General features: G+C 63.1%; 16 protein-coding genes and 1 tRNA gene. 11 read left to right on the forward strand and 6 right to left on the reverse strand.

All coding sequences use genetic code 11. From position 1 onward, the window contains the following. Positions 1 to 80: 80 nt before the first annotated feature. The 3 genes from JMY29_RS10110 to JMY29_RS10120 are packed head-to-tail and all read left to right on the forward strand — an operon-like array spanning position 81 to position 3,470. Positions 81 to 1,637 carry a circularly permuted type 2 ATP-grasp protein gene (locus JMY29_RS10110; protein ID WP_039241274.1) on the forward strand — a complete coding sequence of 519 codons (1,557 nt, stop codon included), beginning with the start codon at positions 81 to 83 and terminating at the stop codon, positions 1,635 to 1,637. Positions 1,638 to 1,695: 58 nt separating this feature from the next. Further along, entirely contained in the window at positions 1,696 to 2,622 is a 927-nt protein-coding gene (locus JMY29_RS10115; protein ID WP_018777606.1) for an alpha-E domain-containing protein, read from the forward strand. Further along, complete coding sequence (locus JMY29_RS10120) at positions 2,619 to 3,470, forward strand: transglutaminase family protein (RefSeq protein WP_018777607.1); 852 nt, start codon at positions 2,619 to 2,621, stop codon at positions 3,468 to 3,470. Before JMY29_RS10115 ends, JMY29_RS10120 begins: the two co-directional genes overlap by 4 nt. A 65-nt stretch (positions 3,471 to 3,535) precedes the next feature. Here the strand turns inward: JMY29_RS10120 and JMY29_RS10125 are convergent, their stop codons facing one another. Beyond that, complete coding sequence (locus JMY29_RS10125) at positions 3,536 to 4,987, reverse strand: SDR family NAD(P)-dependent oxidoreductase (RefSeq protein ID WP_018777608.1); 1,452 nt, start codon at positions 4,985 to 4,987, stop codon at positions 3,536 to 3,538. Positions 4,988 to 5,060: 73 nt separating this feature from the next. Next, positions 5,061 to 6,473, reverse strand: coding sequence for a glucose-1-phosphate adenylyltransferase (gene glgC / locus JMY29_RS10130; protein WP_189075573.1), 1,413 nt, complete (start codon positions 6,471 to 6,473; stop codon positions 5,061 to 5,063). A gap of 93 nt (positions 6,474 to 6,566) precedes the next feature. Here glgC and glgA point away from each other — a divergent pair, with 93 nt between their 5' ends. After that, a complete protein-coding gene (gene glgA, locus JMY29_RS10135) occupies positions 6,567 to 7,763 on the forward strand; it encodes a glycogen synthase (protein ID WP_194496961.1) in 1,197 nt (398 codons plus the stop codon). A 115-nt stretch (positions 7,764 to 7,878) separates the two neighbouring features. Here glgA and JMY29_RS10140 read toward each other — a convergent pair whose 3' ends face one another. Further along, entirely contained in the window at positions 7,879 to 9,981 is a 2,103-nt protein-coding gene (locus JMY29_RS10140; protein WP_018777611.1) for an acyl-CoA dehydrogenase family protein, read from the reverse strand. Between the two features lie 47 nt (positions 9,982 to 10,028). Next, a complete protein-coding gene (locus tag JMY29_RS10145; protein ID WP_370584095.1) occupies positions 10,029 to 10,730 on the reverse strand; it encodes a TetR/AcrR family transcriptional regulator in 702 nt (233 codons plus the stop codon). A 61-nt stretch (positions 10,731 to 10,791) separates the two neighbouring features. Here JMY29_RS10145 and JMY29_RS10150 point away from each other — a divergent pair, with 61 nt between their 5' ends. Genes JMY29_RS10150 through JMY29_RS10160 form a run of 3 tightly spaced genes read left to right on the forward strand, consistent with a single transcriptional unit; the run spans position 10,792 to position 14,418 of the window. Next, positions 10,792 to 12,144, forward strand: a complete 1,353-nt coding sequence (locus JMY29_RS10150) for an acetyl-CoA C-acetyltransferase (protein ID WP_018777613.1) — start codon at positions 10,792 to 10,794, stop codon at positions 12,142 to 12,144. A 10-nt stretch (positions 12,145 to 12,154) separates the two neighbouring features. Beyond that, positions 12,155 to 13,495 carry a 3-oxoacyl-ACP reductase gene (locus tag JMY29_RS10155; RefSeq protein WP_189075570.1) on the forward strand — a complete coding sequence of 447 codons (1,341 nt, stop codon included), beginning with the start codon at positions 12,155 to 12,157 and terminating at the stop codon, positions 13,493 to 13,495. Next, entirely contained in the window at positions 13,492 to 14,418 is a 927-nt protein-coding gene (locus tag JMY29_RS10160) for a MaoC/PaaZ C-terminal domain-containing protein (RefSeq protein ID WP_189075569.1), read from the forward strand. Before JMY29_RS10155 ends, JMY29_RS10160 begins: the two co-directional genes overlap by 4 nt. A 168-nt stretch (positions 14,419 to 14,586) precedes the next feature. Here the strand turns inward: JMY29_RS10160 and JMY29_RS10165 are convergent. Continuing rightward, positions 14,587 to 14,669, reverse strand: a tRNA-Leu gene (locus JMY29_RS10165). A 264-nt stretch (positions 14,670 to 14,933) separates the two neighbouring features. Here JMY29_RS10165 and JMY29_RS10170 point away from each other — a divergent pair. Both JMY29_RS10170 and JMY29_RS10175 read left to right on the forward strand, forming a co-directional pair. After that, on the forward strand, positions 14,934 to 16,238 hold the full coding sequence (locus JMY29_RS10170; RefSeq protein ID WP_039241278.1) for a M20/M25/M40 family metallo-hydrolase: 1,305 nt from the start codon (positions 14,934 to 14,936) through the stop codon (positions 16,236 to 16,238). Positions 16,239 to 16,266: 28 nt separating this feature from the next. Further along, the gene (locus tag JMY29_RS10175) at positions 16,267 to 17,427 is read left to right on the forward strand and encodes an acyl-CoA dehydrogenase family protein (protein WP_189075568.1); all 1,161 of its coding nucleotides are present in this window, start codon (positions 16,267 to 16,269) and stop codon (positions 17,425 to 17,427) included. A gap of 36 nt (positions 17,428 to 17,463) precedes the next feature. Here the strand turns inward: JMY29_RS10175 and JMY29_RS10180 are convergent, their stop codons facing one another. Beyond that, on the reverse strand, positions 17,464 to 17,697 hold the full coding sequence (locus JMY29_RS10180; RefSeq protein ID WP_011774832.1) for a DUF5703 family protein: 234 nt from the start codon (positions 17,695 to 17,697) through the stop codon (positions 17,464 to 17,466). A 39-nt stretch (positions 17,698 to 17,736) separates the two neighbouring features. Between JMY29_RS10180 and JMY29_RS10185 the strand changes: the two genes are divergently transcribed. Beyond that, complete coding sequence (locus JMY29_RS10185; protein ID WP_018777618.1) at positions 17,737 to 17,997, forward strand: hypothetical protein; 261 nt, start codon at positions 17,737 to 17,739, stop codon at positions 17,995 to 17,997. Between the two features lie 270 nt (positions 17,998 to 18,267). After that, positions 18,268 to 19,944 carry a sugar transferase gene (locus JMY29_RS10190; protein WP_189075567.1) on the forward strand — a complete coding sequence of 559 codons (1,677 nt, stop codon included), beginning with the start codon at positions 18,268 to 18,270 and terminating at the stop codon, positions 19,942 to 19,944. The last annotated feature ends 10 nt before the right edge of the window (positions 19,945 to 19,954 follow it).

The raw sequence follows: 19,954 nt of genomic DNA on the forward strand, positions 1-19,954 counted from the left end.
GCGAAACCGGGAGCACCCGGAAACCGCGACACAATCAGTGCGTAATGCGCTCGACTCAAAAAGGTGATTGTCTGAATCCCATGTCTGACCTATTCCAGGATTACTCCGAGGCCGCTGCACGCAGTGGAGCCTACGACGAGATGTTTGCCCCCGGCCACGTTGCCAGAAAATCCTACGGTCAGGTCTCCGGTGCGCTCCGCGAGCTTTCCCTCGCAGATGTCACCGCCCGTGCCGACTCCATGGCACGGACCTTCCTGGACCGTGGCGTCACTTTCGACTACGCGGGGGAGGAGCGTCCCTTCCCCCTGGACATCGTCCCGCGTGTCATCCCGGCCGATGAGTGGGACGTGCTCGAACGCGGAGTTGCCCAGCGGGTCAAAGCACTTGAAGCATTCCTCAACGACGTTTACGGGCGGATGGCCGTAGTGGCCGATGGCGTGATTCCACGCCAGCTCGTCACTACCAGCGCCCATTTCCACCGGGCGGTCCACGGTTTTGAACCCTCCGGCGGCGTCCGCGTCCATGTTTCGGGCATCGACGTCGTCCGTGACGCTGCCGGCACGTTCCGGGTACTCGAGGACAATGTTCGTGTCCCGTCCGGCGTCAGCTACGTGCTGGAAAACCGCAGGGCCATGGCGAAAGGCTTGCCCGAAGCCTTCGGGCAGCAGCACATCAGGCCGGTTGAAGAGTATCCGCGGCGGCTACTGTCGGCGCTGCGCAAGACCGCACCCGCCGGCGTCGATGATCCGACAGTGGTTGTCCTGACCCCGGGTGTCTTCAACAGCGCATATTTCGAACACACACTCCTGGCCGGGCTGATGGGCGTGGAACTGGTGGAAGGCCGGGACCTCATTTGCCGCGGCAACCGCGTCTACATGCGGACCACGGCCGGCGAACAGCGTGTGGATGTCATCTACAAACGCATCGATGACGATTTCCTCGATCCCCTGCAGTTCCGCTCGGATTCGATGCTCGGCTGCCCTGGCCTGGTCAACGCCGCCCGTGCCGGGGGAGTGACCATCGCCAACGCGGTGGGCAACGGGGTGGCCGATGACAAGCTCGTCTACAGCTACGTGCCTGACCTGATCCGGTACTACCTCCACGAAGAACCCATCATCGCCAACGTCGACACTTTCCGGCTGGAGGAAAAGGAAGCCAGGGAACATGTCCTGGACCGCCTCGAGGAACTGGTGGTCAAACCCGTCGACGGTTCGGGTGGAAAGGGGCTGGTCATCGGTCCCGACGCTTCCAAGGAAGAACTGGACGCCTTGCGCAAGCGCGTCATCGCCGATCCCCGCGGCTGGATTGCCCAGCCAGTGCTCCAGCTTTCCACGGTTCCGACACTCTCCGGAGACAAGTTCGGGCCCCGCCACGTCGACTTGCGGCCTTTCGCAGTGAACGACGGCGACGACGTCTGGGTTCTGCCCGGCGGCCTCACCCGGGTGGCCCTCAAGGAGGGCTCGCTGATCGTCAATTCCAGCCAGGGCGGTGGTTCCAAAGACACCTGGGTTCTGGCGAACTCGCCCCAGATGCCGGCCGAGGTGATCCCGCGGCAGTCTGTCACCCTGCGGGAACAGGTTTCCGTATGGCCGGTCGAAAGCAACTGGCGCGACCGCCAAACGGAGCAGCAGCAGTGAACCCGTTCCAACCACCACTTGAACTTCGACATGCACCACGCGAAGGAGGCACAGCCGCATGCTGAGCCGTATTGCTGAGTCACTCTTTTGGATCGGCCGCTACGTAGAGCGGGCCGACGGTACTGCCCGGATCCTGGATGTGCACCTGGAGCGCCTGAACCACCTGCCCCTTGAGGAGCAGCGCAGCGTAGCCAGGGAACTCCTCGCTGTCATGGGTGCCAAGCCCCAGAGCGACGATTTCGGCCTGCCTGAGCTGCTTCATGCCCTGGCCTATGACAAACAGAGTGCCTCGTCCATTGCAGGGTCCCTCGGGGCAGCCCGTGAGAACGCACGTCGTGCCAGGGAAACGGTGTCCCAATCCCTTTGGGAGAGCCTGAACACTACCTATTACGGCTTGAACCAGCATCGCAAGGACGTGGTGGGAACGTATCGTTTCTGCAACTGGGTCCTGGAACGGACCGCCATGGTGCGCGGACTTGCCGACACAACGGTCAGCCACGACGAAAGCTGGCTGTTCATGGTGCTGGGCCGTTCCCTGGAACGTGCGGACATGACTGCCCGCATGCTGTCCACCCGCGATGTCCAGTCCGCTGGTATGTCCTGGGTGAACATGCTGCGCTGCGCAGGCGCGTACGAATCCTTCATCCGCACCAGGCGGGCGGCGTTCGGCGACCAGCACGCGGCCGAATTCCTGCTCCTGGACCGCCTGTTCCCGCGCTCCATCGTGTACGCATTGCGCGATGCCGATGAGTGCCTCGCGAAACTGGACCCCTCGGCACAGCGCGTCGGCTTCATCAACGATGCCCGCCGCATTGTGGGACAGGCACGTACCTTCCTCGAGTTCCACCGCACCGATGACCTCATGTCGGAACTGCCTGAGCACATGGAACGTGTGCAGAAGGCCGTGACGCAGGCATCGGACGCGATTTCCCGTAAGTACTTCAATCAGGCTGATGAGCACGCCTGGGTGGGAGAAGTTTCATGACCCGGCTGAGCATCGTCCACAAGACGGCTTACAAGTACAACCGCCGCGTGACGTTGTCCTACAACGAGGCCCGGATGACACCGCTGACCGACGGCCAGCAGGTGGTCCTGGAGTCCTCACTCAAGGTCTCTCCCAACCAGGCCTCGGTCAGCACCTACCGCGACTATTGGGGAACCCGCGTCACCGCTTTCGACATGCAGATGCCCCACGAGAGCCTGGAGGTCCTTGCCACGGCCACCGTGGAAGTGCACCGCACAGAGCGGGTCGCCGTGGAGGACGACATCGTGGGATGGGACGTCATGGCTTCCGAAAAAATCCAGGACGAATTCAGCGATTGGCTTCCGCAGTCACGGCTCAGCGGGCCGGGGGAGGAAGTCCTCGGCATCGTTCCCGGGATTGTCGACGGCAAGAATCCCCACGAAGCCGCACTGGCGGTTTTCGCATGGATGGCCGGCGAGATGACCTATATGAAGGGCACCACCGGGGTGACGACAAACGCAGAACAGGCGTGGTCTCAACGGCAGGGGGTATGCCAGGACCTGGCCCACCTTGCCATCGGAGCCTTGCGTTGCAGTGGCATCCCGGCGCGTTACGTCTCCGGCTACATCCATCCCCGGTCCTCGGCAGACATCGGGGAGACGGTGGCCGGCCAGTCCCACGCCTGGCTGGAATGGTGGGACGGAGAATGGCGCAGCTGGGACCCCACCAACCACAAGCCCGCGGGCGACTACCACGTCACTGTTGCCAGGGGACGCGACTACAGGGATGTGCCACCGTTGAAGGGCATCCTCTCCGGCGGCGGCGGATCCGGGCTCTCCGTGTCCGTGGAGATCACCCGGCTCGCATAGGAATCCAAAGACAAGCAAGGCCCTTAAGAAGCATTCTTAAGGGCCTTGCTTGTCTATAAACATTTTTACCAGGGAGACGGTTTGTAATCCTTGAGGAAGACGCCGTACTGGTCCTCTCCCTTTTCACCCATGACGATAGGGTCATACACGCGGGCCGCACCGTCCACCAGGTCCAAGGGAGCGTGGAACCCCTCTTCCATGAGCCGAACCTTGGTGTAGTGGGGACGCTCGTCAGTGATCCATCCGGTGTCCACAGCCGTCATCAGGATGCCGTCAGTGTCCAGCATTTCCTGGGCACTGGTGCGGGTCATCATGTTCAGGGCAGCCTTGGCCATGTTGGTGTGGGGGTGCCCCGGTCCCTTGTAGGCCCGGGAGAACTGGCCTTCCATGGCCGATACGTTCACGATGTATTTCCTGTGGGCCGTGGAGCGCTTCATCGCGTCCCGCAACCGGCTGACCAGCAGGAAGGGCGCCGTGACATTGCAGAGCTGGACTTCCAGCATCTCCAAAGGATCCACTTCATCGACAACCTGGGTCCAGCTGTTGATGGAGGCGAGGTCGGGGACCAGGCCGCCGGCGTCGATCGCCGTCCCTGATTCAATCCGTTCCAGAGACGCCGAACCAGTGGAAAGCGCCAGCGAGGTAATGGCGTCGCCTGCCAGGACCGGGTGCTCGGTGACGCTGCTGGCCAGCGCCAATGGATGCTTGTCGTGGGCATGTCCGAACGTCACCAGCTCAGGGCCACCATTGGCAGCGTCAAGCTCGGCAGGCAGCGGCTCATCTTCGGCGTCGACCAGGGGCTTGTAGGCATTTCCTGACCGCCGCACGGTCTGGGCCGCGTTATTGATGATGATGTCCAAGGGACCGGCTTCGTTGAGGGAGTCCGTCAACGCCATGACCTGTGCCGGATCGCGGAGGTCGATGCCAACAATCCTGAGACGGTGCAGCCACTCGCCACTATCCTCCATCGCTGCGAACCGGCGCGCTGCGTCCTTCGGGAAGCGGGTGGTGATGGTGGTGTGCGCGCCATCCCGGAGAAGGCGCAGGGCAATGTACATGCCGATTTTCGCGCGGCCGCCTGTTAGCAAGGCCCGGCGACCCGTGAGGTCCGTGCGGGCGTCCCGCTTGCTGTGGCTGAATGCTGCACATTCAGGGCACAGCTGGTGGTAGAAGGCATCCACCTGGGTGTAGTGCTTCTTGCAGATGTAACAGGGCCGTGAGCGGATCAAGTGTCCGGCAATCTCACCGGTTGCGGACGGGGCCAGCTTGTTGCCCCGGGTCTCGTCGTCGATCCGGTCCGGGGCGGCTGTTGCCGTCAAAGCGATGACTGCCCGGTCGGCCTCGGCAATGGAATCGCGTTTGGTGACGCGGCGATGGCGCTTGACGGCTTTGAACATCTTGCCGGTGGCACGCCGGACAGCAACGTAGTCCGGGTGCTCCTCGTCGTAGACGTGGATCGTGGTCAGAACCTTGAGGCAGGCCTGGATCTCTTCAGGCGTCAGATCGGTGGAGCTCATTGACCTGATTTTACAGCCTTGGGAGTGTCCGGCCTGCCTCGGGTTCTGTCCGGGTCAGCGCGATGGGCGCAGCCTAGTTCGCGGCACCCTGCGATGCCGGCCCGGCCACGCGGGACTGGATCCCTGCGGCCACCTTTTCTGCGGAGTCGCGAATGTCGGGGTCGTGGTGAGTGGCTGCCTTGACGGCCTCAGGCAGCCCGCGGCGGTACTGGGCAGACAACGCGAGCTCCGCCTCACCGGGTTCCGGAACCAGCTGTCCCTTGGCGAGGACGGTGATGCCCGACTCCGTCACCTTGTACCCGCGGGCTTTATCCAAGGCGGGGTCAAGCCCGATTGCCGCACCCGCGGGCACCTTGACGTTCTTGTCCAGGATGGCCCGCTTGATCACAGCCCCTTCACCGACATAGACCTTGTCCATCAACACCGAGTCTTGGACACGGCTGCCTGCCGCAACGTAGGCATCGTTGGACAGGACGGAGCCTTCCACGATGCCACCGGAAATAACGACGCCGCTGGCCACGATGGAGTCCAGGGCCGTTCCCACAGTGTTGTTCCCGCCGCGGACAAACTTGGCCGGCGGAGAGATGCTCTGACGGGTGTAGATCGGCCACTCGGAGTTGTAAAGGTTGAACACCGGAACAGGGGAGATCAGGTCCATGTGCGCGTCATAGAACGAGTCGATGGTACCGACATCACGCCAGTAGGTACGGTCACGGTCGGTGGCACCGGGAATGTCGTTGAGCGTGAAGTCGTAAACTCCCGCTTCGCCTTGATCGACGAAGTAGGGGATGATGTCGCCACCCATGTCATGTTTGGTATCGAGCCGCTCAGCGTCGACATGCAGCGCCTCAACCAGGGCATCGGCATTGAAGACGTAGTTGCCCATGGACGCCAGGAACTGCGAGGGATCGGCTGCCAGTCCGGGGGTGCTGGCAGGTTTCTCCACGAAGGCGGCGATCTTCTGCGGGTCGTTCGGGTCCACTTCGATGACACCGAACTGATTGGCCATGTTGAGCGGTTGGCGTACCGCCGCAACCGTGGCCTTCGCGCCGCTTGCGATGTGCTGCTCCACCATCTGGGAGAAGTCCATCCGGTAAACGTGGTCCGCGCCGACCACTACCACGATGTCCGGGGCGTCATCATGGATGAGGTTCAGCGATTGGTAGATGGCATTGGCACTGCCAAGGAACCAGCTCTTGCCCACCCGCTGCTGCGCCGGAACGGAAGCCACGTAACGGCCCAGCTGCGTGGACATGCGCCACGTTTCCGAGATGTGCCGGTCAAGACTGTGTGATTTGTACTGAGTCAATACCACGATTTTCAAATATCCCGAATTAACGAGATTCGACAGCGCAAAGTCAATTAACCTGTAGCCGCCAGCAAACGGAACGGCCGGCTTGGCCCGATCCGCCGTCAGCGGCATGAGTCGGTTGCCTTCGCCGCCTGCCAATACGATTGCCAAAACTTTCTTCAACGCCATGGTCACAGCTCCCCGTACGTCTTCGTATCCCCCAAAAGTCCGATTTTCCGGACCCTTTCACACTAGAACACATACGCCGGAACGACTACGTTGGTTAGCGTGCGAATAGACATTGTGACTAAAGAATTCCCTCCGGAAATTTATGGCGGTGCCGGTGTCCACGTTGCCGAGCTCAGCCGGGTGCTGGCGAAGCACGTCGACCTTCATGTCAGGGCGTTCGGCGCGCCCCGTGATGCCGACTACCACGGGGCAACCGTGGCCTCCTACGCCACTCCCGAAGACCTCGGCGGTGCCAACGCTGCACTCCAGACCTTGGGCGTTGATCTCAGGATCGTTCCGGACATTGCGGGAGCGGACCTTGTCCACTCGCACACCTGGTACGCCAACATGGCCGGTCACCTGGCATCGCTGCTGCATGGCATACCCCATGTACTCAGCGCCCACAGCCTGGAACCGCTGCGCCCGTGGAAAGCCGAGCAGCTCGGCGGCGGGTATGCCTTGTCATCATGGGTCGAAAAGACAGCCTACGAAGCTGCCGCCGCCATCATTGCCGTCTCCGATGGCATGCGCCAGGACATCCTCCGCAGCTATCCCGACGTCGATCCCGACAAGGTGCGCGTGGTCCACAACGGCATTGACGTCTCCCTGTGGGAGCGCGACGAGGAAGATGATGCCATCCGGGCGTTGGGCATTGATCCCGCCAAGCCCAGCGTGGTGTTTGTTGGCCGCAACACCCGCCAAAAGGGCGTTCCGTACCTGCTTCGCGCGGCGTCGAGCCTCCCCGACGATGTCCAGTTGGTGCTGTGCCTCGGCGCGGCGGACACTCCCGAGCTTGCCGCTGAAACGGCACGGCTCATCGAGGAGCTGCAGACCAAGCGGCAGGGTGTGGTTCTCATCGAACGGATGCTCCCGCGCCGGGAGCTGATCCAGGTCCTGAGCCATGCCACGGCTTTTGCCTGCCCTTCCATCTACGAACCCCTGGGCATCGTGAACCTGGAAGCGATGGCTTGCGGCGCAGCCGTCGTGGCCAGCGCCACCGGCGGCATTCCGGAAGTGGTCCAGCACGGTGAAACCGGCCTGCTGGTTCCCTTGGAGCAGGTCACCGACGGCACCGGCACTCCGCTGGACCCTGGGAAGTTCGTCAGTGATTTCGCCGCCGCCCTCAACCAGGTGGTGTCGGATCCCGCGCGCGCCCGGGAGATGGGTATCGCTGGACGGCGGCGGGCCGAGGACCACTTCTCCTGGGAGTCCATTACGGAGACAACCCTCGAGGTGTACCGCTCAGTGCTGCGCTGACGCCCCGCTTCCCGGGTCCGTCCCGAAAGCACGCCAAACCACGACGGCGCCGCCCCCCTCGGTGGGGACGGCGCCGTCGCGGTTTAACTTCCCAGGCTGTTTGCCGGAAGGTGCATCACTTCGACGGGCGGGATTTTGCTGCTTTCAATGCCAGCAGCGCCTTCTCGTCCGAGGGTGCGCTGCCGCTGGCACGCATTTCGCGGAAATGCCGGCGCGCCTCATCCTGGCGTTCCGCTTCTGCGCCGCTGGCGATCCTGGCCCGGAGGTGCTCGGGGCCGTAGCCGAACGCATCAACGAGGTCGACCGCGTGCGGACGGATCTTCACCAGGAGCCGGTTGATGTAAGTACCCACGGTCCTGCCGCGCTGCATGGAAAGCCGGCCGTTCATGAGGTACCAGGAGAGGTGCTTCTCAATGAGGGACAGGCCGAAGAGATCGCGCAACCAGGTGAGCACCCGCTTGGTTCCTTCGTCAGGCGTCCGGGCCAGGGCCTCGGTGAAGGCCTCCCACTGGAGCAGTTCGGCATGGGCCTGGGCTGCTTCGATCAGTTCATCCTGGTGCTGGTTGAAGAGGGCCGCCGCCTGGTGCTGGGGGAGCTTATTGGCTCCCTTCAACGCCGCGCCGACCTCGGCAACCATGGACTGGACACGGTCCGCGAGCAGTGTGCGCTGGCCTTCTTCGTCGCGCAAGGCCAGGGCGGCTTTTTGCACCGAGCCGGTGTCGGCCACGAACTGGGCAACCTGCCTCAGTCCTGTCCGGTGCAGGGCGACACCCGCGGCCTGGTCCACGACGTAGCGGGCCAGCACGCCAAAGTCGGCACTGCGGAATTCCTTGGCGTAATCGGCCAGGAGGCGCTTGGCGACCAGTTGGAGCAGGACGGTGTTGTCACCTTCGAACGTCACGTAGACGTCGAGGTCCGCACGCAGGGAAGCAAAGCGGTTCTCGATCAGGAAGCCCGCGCCGCCGCATGCTTCACGGCATTCCTGCAGTGTGTCCAGTGCGTGCCAGGTGCTCAGCGGCTTGAGTGCAGCTGCCAGCGTCTCGAGGTCCTGCCGGTCGGCGTCGGTGTCATGGGCGCCGGAGAACACGTCGTCGAACTTCTGGAGCAACTGCTCGTGCGCAAAGCTTGCCGCGTAGGTGGTGGCCAATCGCGTGAAGAGCCGGCGCTGGTGCCGCTGGTAGTCCAGCAGCACTTCTTCATCCGTGGGGGAGGAGGCATTGAACTGCCGGCGCTCAGTGGCGTATTGGATGGCCGTCTTGAGGGCTACCTTGCTGGCGGCAACGGCTGCACCATCGAGGGAGACACGCCCCTGGACCAGGGTTCCCAGCATCGTGAAGAAACGACGGCCGGGGCTGGCGATAGTGGAGGTGTACGTGCCGTCCACTGCGACATCGCCGTAGCGGTTCAGAAGGTTGGTGCGAGGGATCCGGACGTTGGTGAAATGGAGGCGTCCGTTGTCGATGCCGTTCAGTCCACCCTTGATGCCGTCATCCTCACCGCCGATGCCCGGCAGGAACTCCTTGGTGGCCGGATCCCGGAGTTCCACATAGAAAGCGTGGACGCCGTGGTTGACGTTCCGGGTGATCAGCTGGGCGAACACCACGGCTGCCAGGCCGTCATTGGCCGCGTTGCCGATGTAGTCCTTCCATGCTGCACGGAAGGGGGTGTTGATGACGAACTCCTGGGTGCTGTCGTCGTAGGTGGCCGTGGTGGCGATGCTTGCAACATCAGAGCCGTGGCCGGTCTCCGTCATCGCAAAGCAGCCGGGAATGTCCAGGCTCATGATGCCAGGAAGCCATTTGTCGTGGTGCTCGGACGTGCCCAGGTGCATGACGGCAGAGCCGAAGAGGCCCCACTGCACACCGGCCTTGATCTGCAGCGAGGGGTCGGCGGTGACCAGTTCCTCAAAGCCGGCGATGTTGCCGCCGTGGTCGTCCGAGCCACCCAAACGCGTGGGGAAGGCACGGTGGACAGCATTGTTGTCCACCAGGAACTTCAATTGCTCGAATACGCGGGCGCGGTGCTCCGTGTGGTGCAGCCCCTCGATTTTTTGCACAGCGGGGTTGCCCGCCACCTCACGGGCCTGATGCCGTATATGAGCCCATTTACCCAGGAGTTGCTCGCCGAGCGCCGCGACATCGACCACGGGTTCGGCGGCGGCAACGTCGCGGCTTGCCGGCTTGTTGGCCGATGAGGCCCGGTCCACTACTTCAGTCATGTTGTTTCCTTCTTTGGTTCCGATAACTGATGAGTCATTTGCTGGTGTCAGGTGGTGGTCTTGAGTTGCGGTGCGATGCCAAGGCACAGCCAGTCGGTAATCTGCCCGGCCATGGCCGCCTGGTCGGGCTTGCCGGCGCCTGCGGGGCTCCCCAGCCACATCTCTCCGGCGTTTCGTACCAGCCCGATGGCGGCAGTGGGCCAGTAGACGATCACCGATTGTTTTTCTTCACCCAGGTGCTCACGCATGGGGGTGGCGATCATCTCCGTGATCTGCTCAAAGAAGTTGCCCAGGGCTCCCGAAGCCGCAATCGCGTCCTGCGCGGACGCTTCGCCAGGAGACAGGCGCGTGATGAAGGCATAAACGTTGGGACTGGACTCAGCCATCTGCAAGTAGGCCGAAACCATCGCATACAGTCCCTCGCGGGGGGTTTGGGCCAGTTGCGCAGCTTCCTTCATCCGGCGCTGCATCTGGCCCAGGACTACTTCTCCCATGGCCTGTTGCAGCCCGGCCTTGTCACCGAAATAGCGGTAGAACACGGATTTGGAAGTGCCCGCCGCGCCGGCGATGTCCTCCATCGAGGCATCGCTTCCCAGCCGGTGGACGGCCCTCCGGGCTGCCTTGATGAGTTCGCGACGACGTTCCTCGCGGTGGGATTGCCATCGCGCGGCCCTGCCGTCTACGGCGGAGGGAGCCTCTCCCGGGAGAACCTCGGGGGCGGTGGGGATTTCCTGGCGGTGGCTGTTCACGATACCCAGCGTATCAGGTACGCTGGGTATCAGTAACTGGCATTGATCGAAGGAGACAAGCATGGCTGCAGCAGACGTGACCCCGGGCGAGAACCCCGAGCGCACTACGACACCCGCGGCAACGCGCCGCGCCTTCATCGTGGGCGGCAACCGCATCCCGTTCGCCCGCACCGGCGGAGCCTACGTGAAGTCCTCCAACCAGGACATGCTCACAGCAGCACTTGAGGGGCTGATCGCACGGTTCGGGCTGCAGGACGAACGCATCGGCGAGGTAGCAGCCGGGGCGGTGCTGAAGCATTCACGGGACTTCAACCTCACCCGCGAAGCCGTGCTGGGCTCGGCCCTGTCACCGGAAACCCCTGCCTACGACCTCCAGCAGGCCTGCGCAACAGGCCTGGAAACCGTGCTGGGGTTGTCGAACAAGATCAAGCTGGGCCAGATAGAGTCCGGCATTGCCGGTGGCGTCGACTCGGCGTCCGATGCGCCCATCGCGGTCAGTGAAGGCCTCAGGGAGATCCTGCTGGACCTTAACCGAGCCAAGACTCCGGTTCAGAAGCTGAAGATCATCGGCCGCATCCGCCCCAAGGATCTGGCTCCCGATGCCCCCAACACCGGAGAGCCCCGCACGGGCCTGTCCATGGGAGAACACCAGGCCCTCACCACAGCCCAGTGGAACATCAGCCGCGAGGCACAGGATGAGCTGGCCTTCAACAGCCACCGCAACCTCGCAGCCGCCTACGAACGGGGCTTCTTCGATGACCTCCTGACCCCGTACCGGGGCCTCAGCCGTGACTCCAACCTCCGCCCGGACACCACGCTCGAGAAGCTCTCAACGCTGAAACCCGTGTTTGGCAAGAACCTTGGGTCCGAGGCAACAATGACCGCCGGCAACTCCACGCCGCTGACTGATGGCGCATCAACAGTACTTCTGGCCACCGAAGAATGGGCCGATGAGCACAGCCTGCCCAAGCTGGCCACCGTGTTGGACGGCGAGGCGGCCGCCGTCGATTTCGTCCATGGCAAGGACGGGCTCCTGATGGCTCCGGTCTTCGCCGTCCCGCGCCTGCTGGCCCGCCACGGCCTGACGTTCGAGGACATTGACTTCTTCGAAATCCATGAGGCCTTCGCCGGAACCGTCCTGAGTACCCTGGCTGCCTGGGAGGATGAGGAATTCGGCCGCACGCGCCTTGGGCTTGACGGCGCCCTCGGCAAGGTCGACCGGGCCAAGCTCAACGTCAACGGTTCATCCCTGGCCGCAGGGCATCCCTTTGCCGCTACCGGCGGACGGATCGTCGCCTCCCTCGCAAAGATGCTGCACGAAAAGGGATCCGTGGACGGGCGCCCTGCGCGCGGCCTGATCTCCGTATGCGCCGCAGGCGGCCAGGGCGTCGTCGCGATTCTGGAAGCAGCCTAGGGGGAACTCCATGACAGACAAGTACACACAGATCGTCAGCCACGGACTGGGCAGGAACGTCGCCCGGAAACTGGGACTGCCACAGCCGGTGGAGCTTCGACGCTACCAACCCGGAGCACCGCTGATAACCGGCCCCGTACTGGTCAGCGGTGACAGCGCCGGAAGCGACGACATCGCCACCACCCTTCTCGGCTGGGGCCTGGACGTCCGCCGGAATGCGCTCCCCAAGGAAAAACTGGGCGCCATCATCCTTGTGCTGGATGCTGTGCAGCACCCGGAGGACCTTGGCAAGCCTGTCCTCAAGGCGGCCGCCTCCCTGCGGGACCTCGCTCCCAACGCCCGGGTGGTGACGATTTCGCGGAGCCCCCAGTCCGCACCGTCACCGGCGTCGGCGGCCGCCCGCCAAGGCATTGACGGACTCCTGCGCTCCCTGGCCAAGGAGCTGCGGGCCGGGGCGACAGCCAACGGAATACTCCTCGACGACGAGCTGGCAACAACCAGTCCGTCTGCGCTCGGTGCCCTGCGCTTCTTCCTGTCGGGCCGCTCGGCGTACGTTGACGGACAGTTCCTGACGGTCTCCTCGACGTCGGGGGCGCTGCCTACGGACTCCGACAAGCCGTTGGCCGGCAAGGTCGCAGTTGTTACCGGAGCTGCCAGGGGCATCGGTGCTGCCATTGCCCGCACCCTGCACCGCGATGGGGCGAAAGTGGTCCTGGTGGACATTCCGGCGGCCGGCGACCATCTGGCCGCTGTCGCCAATGACGTCATGGGCACCGCGCTCCAGCTCGACATCAGCCGTGACGACGCAGGGCATCGGATCATAGAACACGCCGTGGAACGCTACGGCCGGCTGGACATCGTGGTGCACAACGCCGGAATCACCCGCGACAGGCTCCTGGCCAACATGGACGAGGGCCGGTGGCAGTCCGTGATGGCGGTCAACATCGCGGCGCAACTGAGGATCAATGAGGCCCTTCTGGCATCGGAGCACTTCAGGACCTCTCCGCGCATCGTTTCAGTGGCCTCCACCAGCGGAATCGCCGGCAACAGGGGCCAGACCAACTACGGGGCGTCCAAAGGTGGCGTGATCGGCATGGTCAGGTCGACGGCGGCCCTGCTGGAGCCATACGGCGGCACCATCAATGCCGTCGCACCTGGATTCATTGAAACCGAGATGACGGCGAAGATGCCTTTGGCCATCCGCGAAGCGGCAAGGCGGCTGAACTCCCTTAAACAAGGCGGCCAACCACAGGACGTAGCCGAAGCAATTGCCTTCCTCGCCAGCGACGCCGCCGGCGGGATCTCCGGAGGAGTGCTGCGGGTCTGCGGGCAACAGTTGGTGGGAGCATGAACACGCCGCAAGCGGTGGTTCTTGAGGAGCTTCCGTCGCTGTCCCGGCTTTACGTCAACGCAGCGACGACGGCGGCCCGCCGGCGCGTACTGGGCGCAAATTCAGGCGGAACCAGGTTGCCGGCGGTCAGCCACGAGGTCCGGGACGTCAGGGCCGACGTCGAAAACCTGACCGCCTACCAGCACTTGGTGGGGGAGACGGCCAGCGACACCCTCCCGGCCGGCTATGTCCATGCACTGGCGTTCCCGGTGTCCATGAGTGTGATGAACCGGGATGATTTCCCTTTACCGCTCCTTGGCATGATCCACCTCAGGAACCATGTGGAGCAGCACATGCCCATCCACTTCACCGAAACCCTGGACATCAAGTCCTGGGCGGAGAACATGACAGGGCATCGCGCAGGGACCCAGCTGGACGTTGTTGCTGAAGTCCGTTCCAATTCCAATGGGACGCTGCTGTGGCGCGGGGTGTCCACCTACCTCGCCAAAGGCGTTTTCCTGCCGGGCATCGATAAGGCGGGAACCGCACATGGATCTTCCGCCCCAGCCGATTTTTCACCTCCGGATCCCACAGCCCTCTGGCAGCTTGGCCTGGACATCGGGCGGAGCTATGCCGCGGTGTCGGGTGACTTCAATCCAATCCACCTGAGCGTCCTGTCAGCGAAAGCACTGGGCATGAGGGGCTCGATTGCCCATGGGATGTATCTGGCCTCCCGGGCGTTGGCAGACGTTGGAGCTGCCAAGTCGGAGGCTTTTACCTGGAAGGTCACGTTCGAAGCTCCTGTTTTCCTTCCTGCACGGGTGGCCTTGGATATTGCGACAGTCCAGTCCGCGTCGGGGGCGTGGGAGCGCTCGGAGTACATCGCTTGGAATCCGCGCAGCGGTAGGCGCCATTTCCTGGGCTCCGTTTCAGCATTGTCGTGAACCATGTCCGGTAAGCGGCGGCCCCTTCGGTGGGCGCCGCTTACCGGATCGACAAATGAAGAAACAATAGTGACCAACGTCGCAGAGGCGGCCTCGACTACGGCTCGCAGCAGTTCGTGATGGAAACAAACAAGGCCTGGAATCCGTGGATTCCAGGCCTTGGTATTGTGCGCGGAGGGGGACTTGAACCCCCACCCCCTTTCGAGGACTAGCACCTCAAGCTAGCGCGTCTGCCATTCCGCCACCCGCGCAGGTGGTGTTCAGCAGGAGCAGTAAGCACCTTGCGGCGCTTCATATTCCTCCGAAGCAGCGAGAAAAACTCTAACACGGTTTCAGGTGCCTGAAAAATCGGCAGGAGCCGCCAGGCACGGGTGAGGCCCCGGGGACCCTTGGGGCCGTGGAGTTCCTGACTCGGGGCGCAACTGGTGAGTAGGCTAAAGGTACACGGGACGGGCTGCGGATGAAGCAGTCCGCGTCGCCGGAACCTGCAGCCCAGCCACGCAAGGAGAGTTTCCATGTCTGCCATCCGCCCTGAAGACGAAGTTGTCAGGATCTGCCAGGAGCTCATCCGCATCGATTCCTCGAACTACGGCGACGACACCGGTCCCGGGGAGCGGGCAGCAGCCGAATACACGGCCGGACTCATCACTGAAGTAGGCCTGGAAGCGGAAATTTTCGAATCGGCCCCTGGCCGCGCCAACGTCGTAACCCGCATGGCAGGCGAAGATCCCGGTGCGGATGCGTTGGTTGTGCACGGACACCTGGACGTCGTGCCCGCGCTAAAGGACCAATGGAGCGTGGATCCCTTCAGCGGCGAATTGAAGGACGGGCTGGTGTGGGGCCGCGGAGCCGTGGACATGAAGGACATGGACGCGATGATCCTGTCCGTCATGCGTGACTTCGCCCGGACCGGCCGCAAGCCAAAGCGGGATATCATTTTCGCTTTCTTCGCCGATGAAGAGGCCGGCGGCACCTACGGTGCCAGGTACGCGGTGGAGCACCGCCGTGAGCTGTTCGACGGGGCCACGGAAGCCATCTCCGAAGTGGGTGGTTTCTCCGCGACCATCGGCGGGCAGCGGACCTACCTGCTCCAAACTGCCGAGAAGGGCCTGTCCTGGTTGCGGCTGGTGGCCCACGGAAGGGCGGGACACGGTTCCCAGATCAACACTGACAACGCTGTGACCAGGCTGGCAGCCGCGGTTACCCGTATTGGCGAATACAAATGGCCTGTTGAGCTGACCCCTACCACCCGGCAATTCCTGGACGGCGTGACTGAACTGACCGGCGTCGAGTTCGACGCTGACAACCCTGACATCCTCCTCAAGGAGCTCGGCACGGTCTCACGCTTCGTGGGTGCCACCTTGCAGAATACGTCCAACCCCACCTTCCTGCGTTCGGGCTACAAGCACAACGTCATTCCCGAGTCCGCCGAGGCCTTCGTCGACTGCCGTACCCTGCCTGGGCAGCAGGAGCTGGTGTTCGAGACCATCAAGCAGCTTGCCGGCGACGGAATCGACATCAGCTACGTCAACAAGGACGTTTCCTTGGAAGTGCCTTTTGCCGGCAACCTTGTCGATTCCATGATCGATGCCCTCCACTCCGAGGACCCTGGGGCCAAGGTCCTGCCCTACACCCTCTCCGGCGGCACGGACAACAAGTCACTGAGCAAGATCGGCATCACCGGGTACGGCTTTGCGCCCCTGATGCTGCCGGACGAGCTCGATTTCACCGGAATGTTCCATGGTGTTGACGAGCGGGTGCCCGCAGAGTCACTCCAGTTCGGCGCCCGCGTCCTGAATACGCTGCTGAGCAACTACTAAACGGCACCCACCACAAGGAGGCCCTGCTTTGACTCCCGAAGAAATCCTTCCCGACGCCCTGCTGGAAAGACTGCGGGGCCGTGCTGCCGGGTACGACCACAACAACCAGTTCTTCCATGAGGACCTGGAAGAACTGGCAGCCGCCGGTTACCTCAAGCTGTTCGTGCCGGAGCACGACGCCGGCTTGGGGCTTGGTCTCGAAGCGGTAGCTGCGCTGCAGCAGCGGCTCGCAACGGCTGCCCCGGCCACCGCCCTGGCGGTGAACATGCACTTGGTGTGGACCGGCGTCGCGCGCGTCATGGCGGCCAGGGGTGACGATTCCCTGGACTTCGTCCTCAAGGAAGCCGGGAAGGGCGAAATCTTCGCCTTCGGTATTTCGGAGGCCGGCAATGATTCCATGCTGTTTGATTCGGGCACCGTTGCCGAACCTTTGGCTGACGGCAGTTACCGCTTCACCGGCCGGAAGATCTTCACCAGCCTCTCGCGTGGCTGGACGCGGCTGGGGACGTTCGGCAAGGACCCGGAAGCCAGGGAGGGTGAGGGCGAATTGGTGTTCGGCTTCCTCCGCCGTGACGAACCCGGGCATGAGACCCTCAGCGACTGGGACACCCTGGGCATGCGGGCCAGTGCTTCGAACACGACGCTGCTGCATGGAGCGGTCATCCCGGCCGAACGCATCTTCCGGAAACTGCCTGTGGGTCCCAACAAGGACTTGCTGATCTTCGCCATCTTCGCGTGCTTTGAGACGTTGCTTGCCGCCGTCTATACGGGCGTTGCCGAGAGGGCGTTCACGCTTGCGGTGGAGAATGTGAAGCGTCGCGTGTCGGCGAAATACGGTGGCCGCAGTTACGCGCAGGACCCGGACATCCGGTGGAAAGTGGCCGACGCTGCTCTGGCGATGGACGGGATCTACCCTCAGATCTCAGCGGTGGCCCGCGACGTCGACACCATGGTGGACCACGGGGCCCAATGGTTCCCCAAGCTTGTGGGGATCAAGTCCCGCGCCACCGAAAACGCCCGGCATGTGGTGGACCTGGCCATCCGGGTCACCGGAGGATCAAGCTACTTCCGTGGCTCGGAGATGGAGCGGCTGTACAGGGACGTCCTGGCGGGAATCTTCCATCCATCCAACGACGAATCAGCCCACAACACGGTTGCCAGCGCCTGGCTGGGACCACTCGAGGGCTAGTCGAACGAACTGCGTGCGTCGAAGGAGCTTGGGCACCTAGACGGTGCGCTGCACGGAGTAGACCTTGCGGCGCAGCCAGAATCGTCGTCCGCCACCGAGATAGAGGACGCTGCGCTCCAGTTCCCACTTGCCGTACTCTGAGTGCTCGGCCAGCCGGCGCCGGGCGTCCGGCAGTGAATCATCAGGCCCCACCGTCAGTACGAGGTATTCGTACTGACGTGCGTAGTCTCGTTGGCGCTCCACGGAGCTGCCTGGAAATTGTTCTCTCATCCCTCTCCATTTTCGTCTTTTTCCGGCTAACGTGAAGTCATGAGCATCGATCCGCGTGTCGCGCTTCAATCATTTACCGCCGCCTTGGAAGAACATCTCGCCGCTGCATCGGCACGACGCGGTGAGGGCGACCCCACCGTCGAAGCCGCCTTCTTCGCCGTTGCTGACGCCTTCGAAGTCTACGAAGACGCCCTCTACGAGTCATTTTCAGAGGTCACCCCTCTCCAGGTTTTCGAGGATGAGGATGAAGATGAGGAAGAGGATGACGAAGACGAGGCGCTCGAGAGCGTAGACGACTGATTTTCCGTTGCACCGGCCGCCACACGGCGGCCGGTTTTTTGTGCCCTTTTCGCCGATTCGGCTGTGGTGAATCTGTGCGGATTTCCGGGCTTTTCCCTGTCCTCGCGGTCAAGCAAAACACGTAGTGCCCCGACGGCCAGCTAGGTACTCGCACGTAGGACCCTTGGGCAATACTGCGCAAACTTGAGTACCGACTACTGGTGCGCCCCCTTGCGGCCAAAGCTTCACTGATATGTAGGCAATGGACGGTCTGCAAAGAAGGCTGACAAGGTGAAAGTTCCAGTCGTACGTTTAGGCAAGGCGGCAGCACCCAAGGGTGCGGGCCATGCTGCCGTGGGACCAGCCTTCCCAGTGGACCCGGTCACTGCCCACGTCAATCCGCCGGTGTCTCCCTGGATTGACAAGTCCGTTGCTGCACAACGGACTGAAAAGGCGGGACTGGCGGCGCCCAGGCCGGATGTCACCCTGGACCTCGTGCCGCCAGTCACCCACCGCCACTCACGCGTCAAGCCCCCGCACCGGAACCGGCTGGGTTGGACGCGCTTCCTGACCACCTCCCTGACAGTCTCCGACACCATACTGGTCTCAGCCGCCGTCTCAGCCGGCTATGCACTCAATACCGGGGGACTGCCCTTCACAGACGGAGCTTCCGGGTTCCCGCGCCAACTGACCCTGGTGGTGATCCTGGGCATCATCTGGCTCGCCGCCCTGGAGGTCTACCGGACCAGGGATCCGAAAGTACTGGGAGTTGGACCGGAAGAATACAAACGCGTGCTCTCAGCGAGCTTCAGGGTGTTCGGCTTCCTGGCAATCGTCGCAGTGGTTTTCCGTGTTGAATCGGTCAGCTCCTACGTTCTTGTCTCCCTGCCACTGGGCATCGTGGCGCTGACAGGCAGCAGATGGGGCTTCCGTAAGTGGCTGACCCGCGAAAAATCACGGGGGCGCTGCCTGACCCGCGCCATCGTGGTGGGAGAACCACAGGACGTCCGGTACGTGATCAAGCAGATCAACCGGAAGTCAGGTGCCCCCTACGACATCCTCGGCGCATGCCTCCCGGGGGCCAGGCGTGGGGCGGTGCTGGTCGTAGACCAGGTCCGTGTCCCCGTTCTGTCATCCATCTACGGGATAGCGCACACGGTCCGCCAAACCGGAGCGAATGCCGTCATCGTCGCCGGCCCCTTGCCCGGCGGAAACCAATTCATCCAGGAACTCGGCTGGCGCTTGGAAGAAGACGCCGCCGAACTCGTCCTGGCCGCAACGCTGACCAATGTGGCCGGCCCCCGGATCCACTGGCGGCCAGTGGAAGGCCTGCCACTCATGCACGTGGACATTCCGCACTACTCCGGAGGCAAGCACACCCTCAAGCGATTGATGGATATCGCCGTTTCTTCCCTGGCACTGGTTGTCCTCTCGCCGGTCCTGTTGGCCCTTGCCATGATCGTCAAAGCAGACAGTCCCGGTCCTGTGCTCTTCCGCCAGCAACGCATAGGAAAGCAAGGCACCACGTTCCAGATGCTCAAATTCCGTTCCATGGTGGTTGACGCCGAAGCGCGCCTGGAGGAACTGGACAACCAGGACGAAGGAGCAGGCGTACTTTTCAAAATCCGCGGTGACCCACGCGTAACGACCTGTGGCCGGTGGATGCGCAAGTACTCCTTGGACGAACTGCCGCAGTTCTGGAACGTCCTTGCAGGCGACATGAGCCTGGTCGGCCCACGGCCACCGCTGGCGCGGGAAGTCAATGGGTATGAACGACACACCCATCGCCGGCTCCTGATCAAGCCCGGCATCACCGGGCTCTGGCAAATCAACGGACGGTCCGACCTCCCCTGGGATGAGGCTGTCCGGCTCGATCTCTACTACGTGGAGAACTGGTCCATCGCCGGGGACTTGATGATCATGTGGCGCACTTTCCGGGCCATGATCCGGCCATCGGGTGCCTATTAGCCACCGCCCG

The sequence above is a fragment of the Paenarthrobacter nicotinovorans genome (genome assembly GCF_021919345.1).
Taxonomy (GTDB): Bacteria; Actinomycetota; Actinomycetes; order Actinomycetales; family Micrococcaceae; genus Arthrobacter; species Arthrobacter nicotinovorans.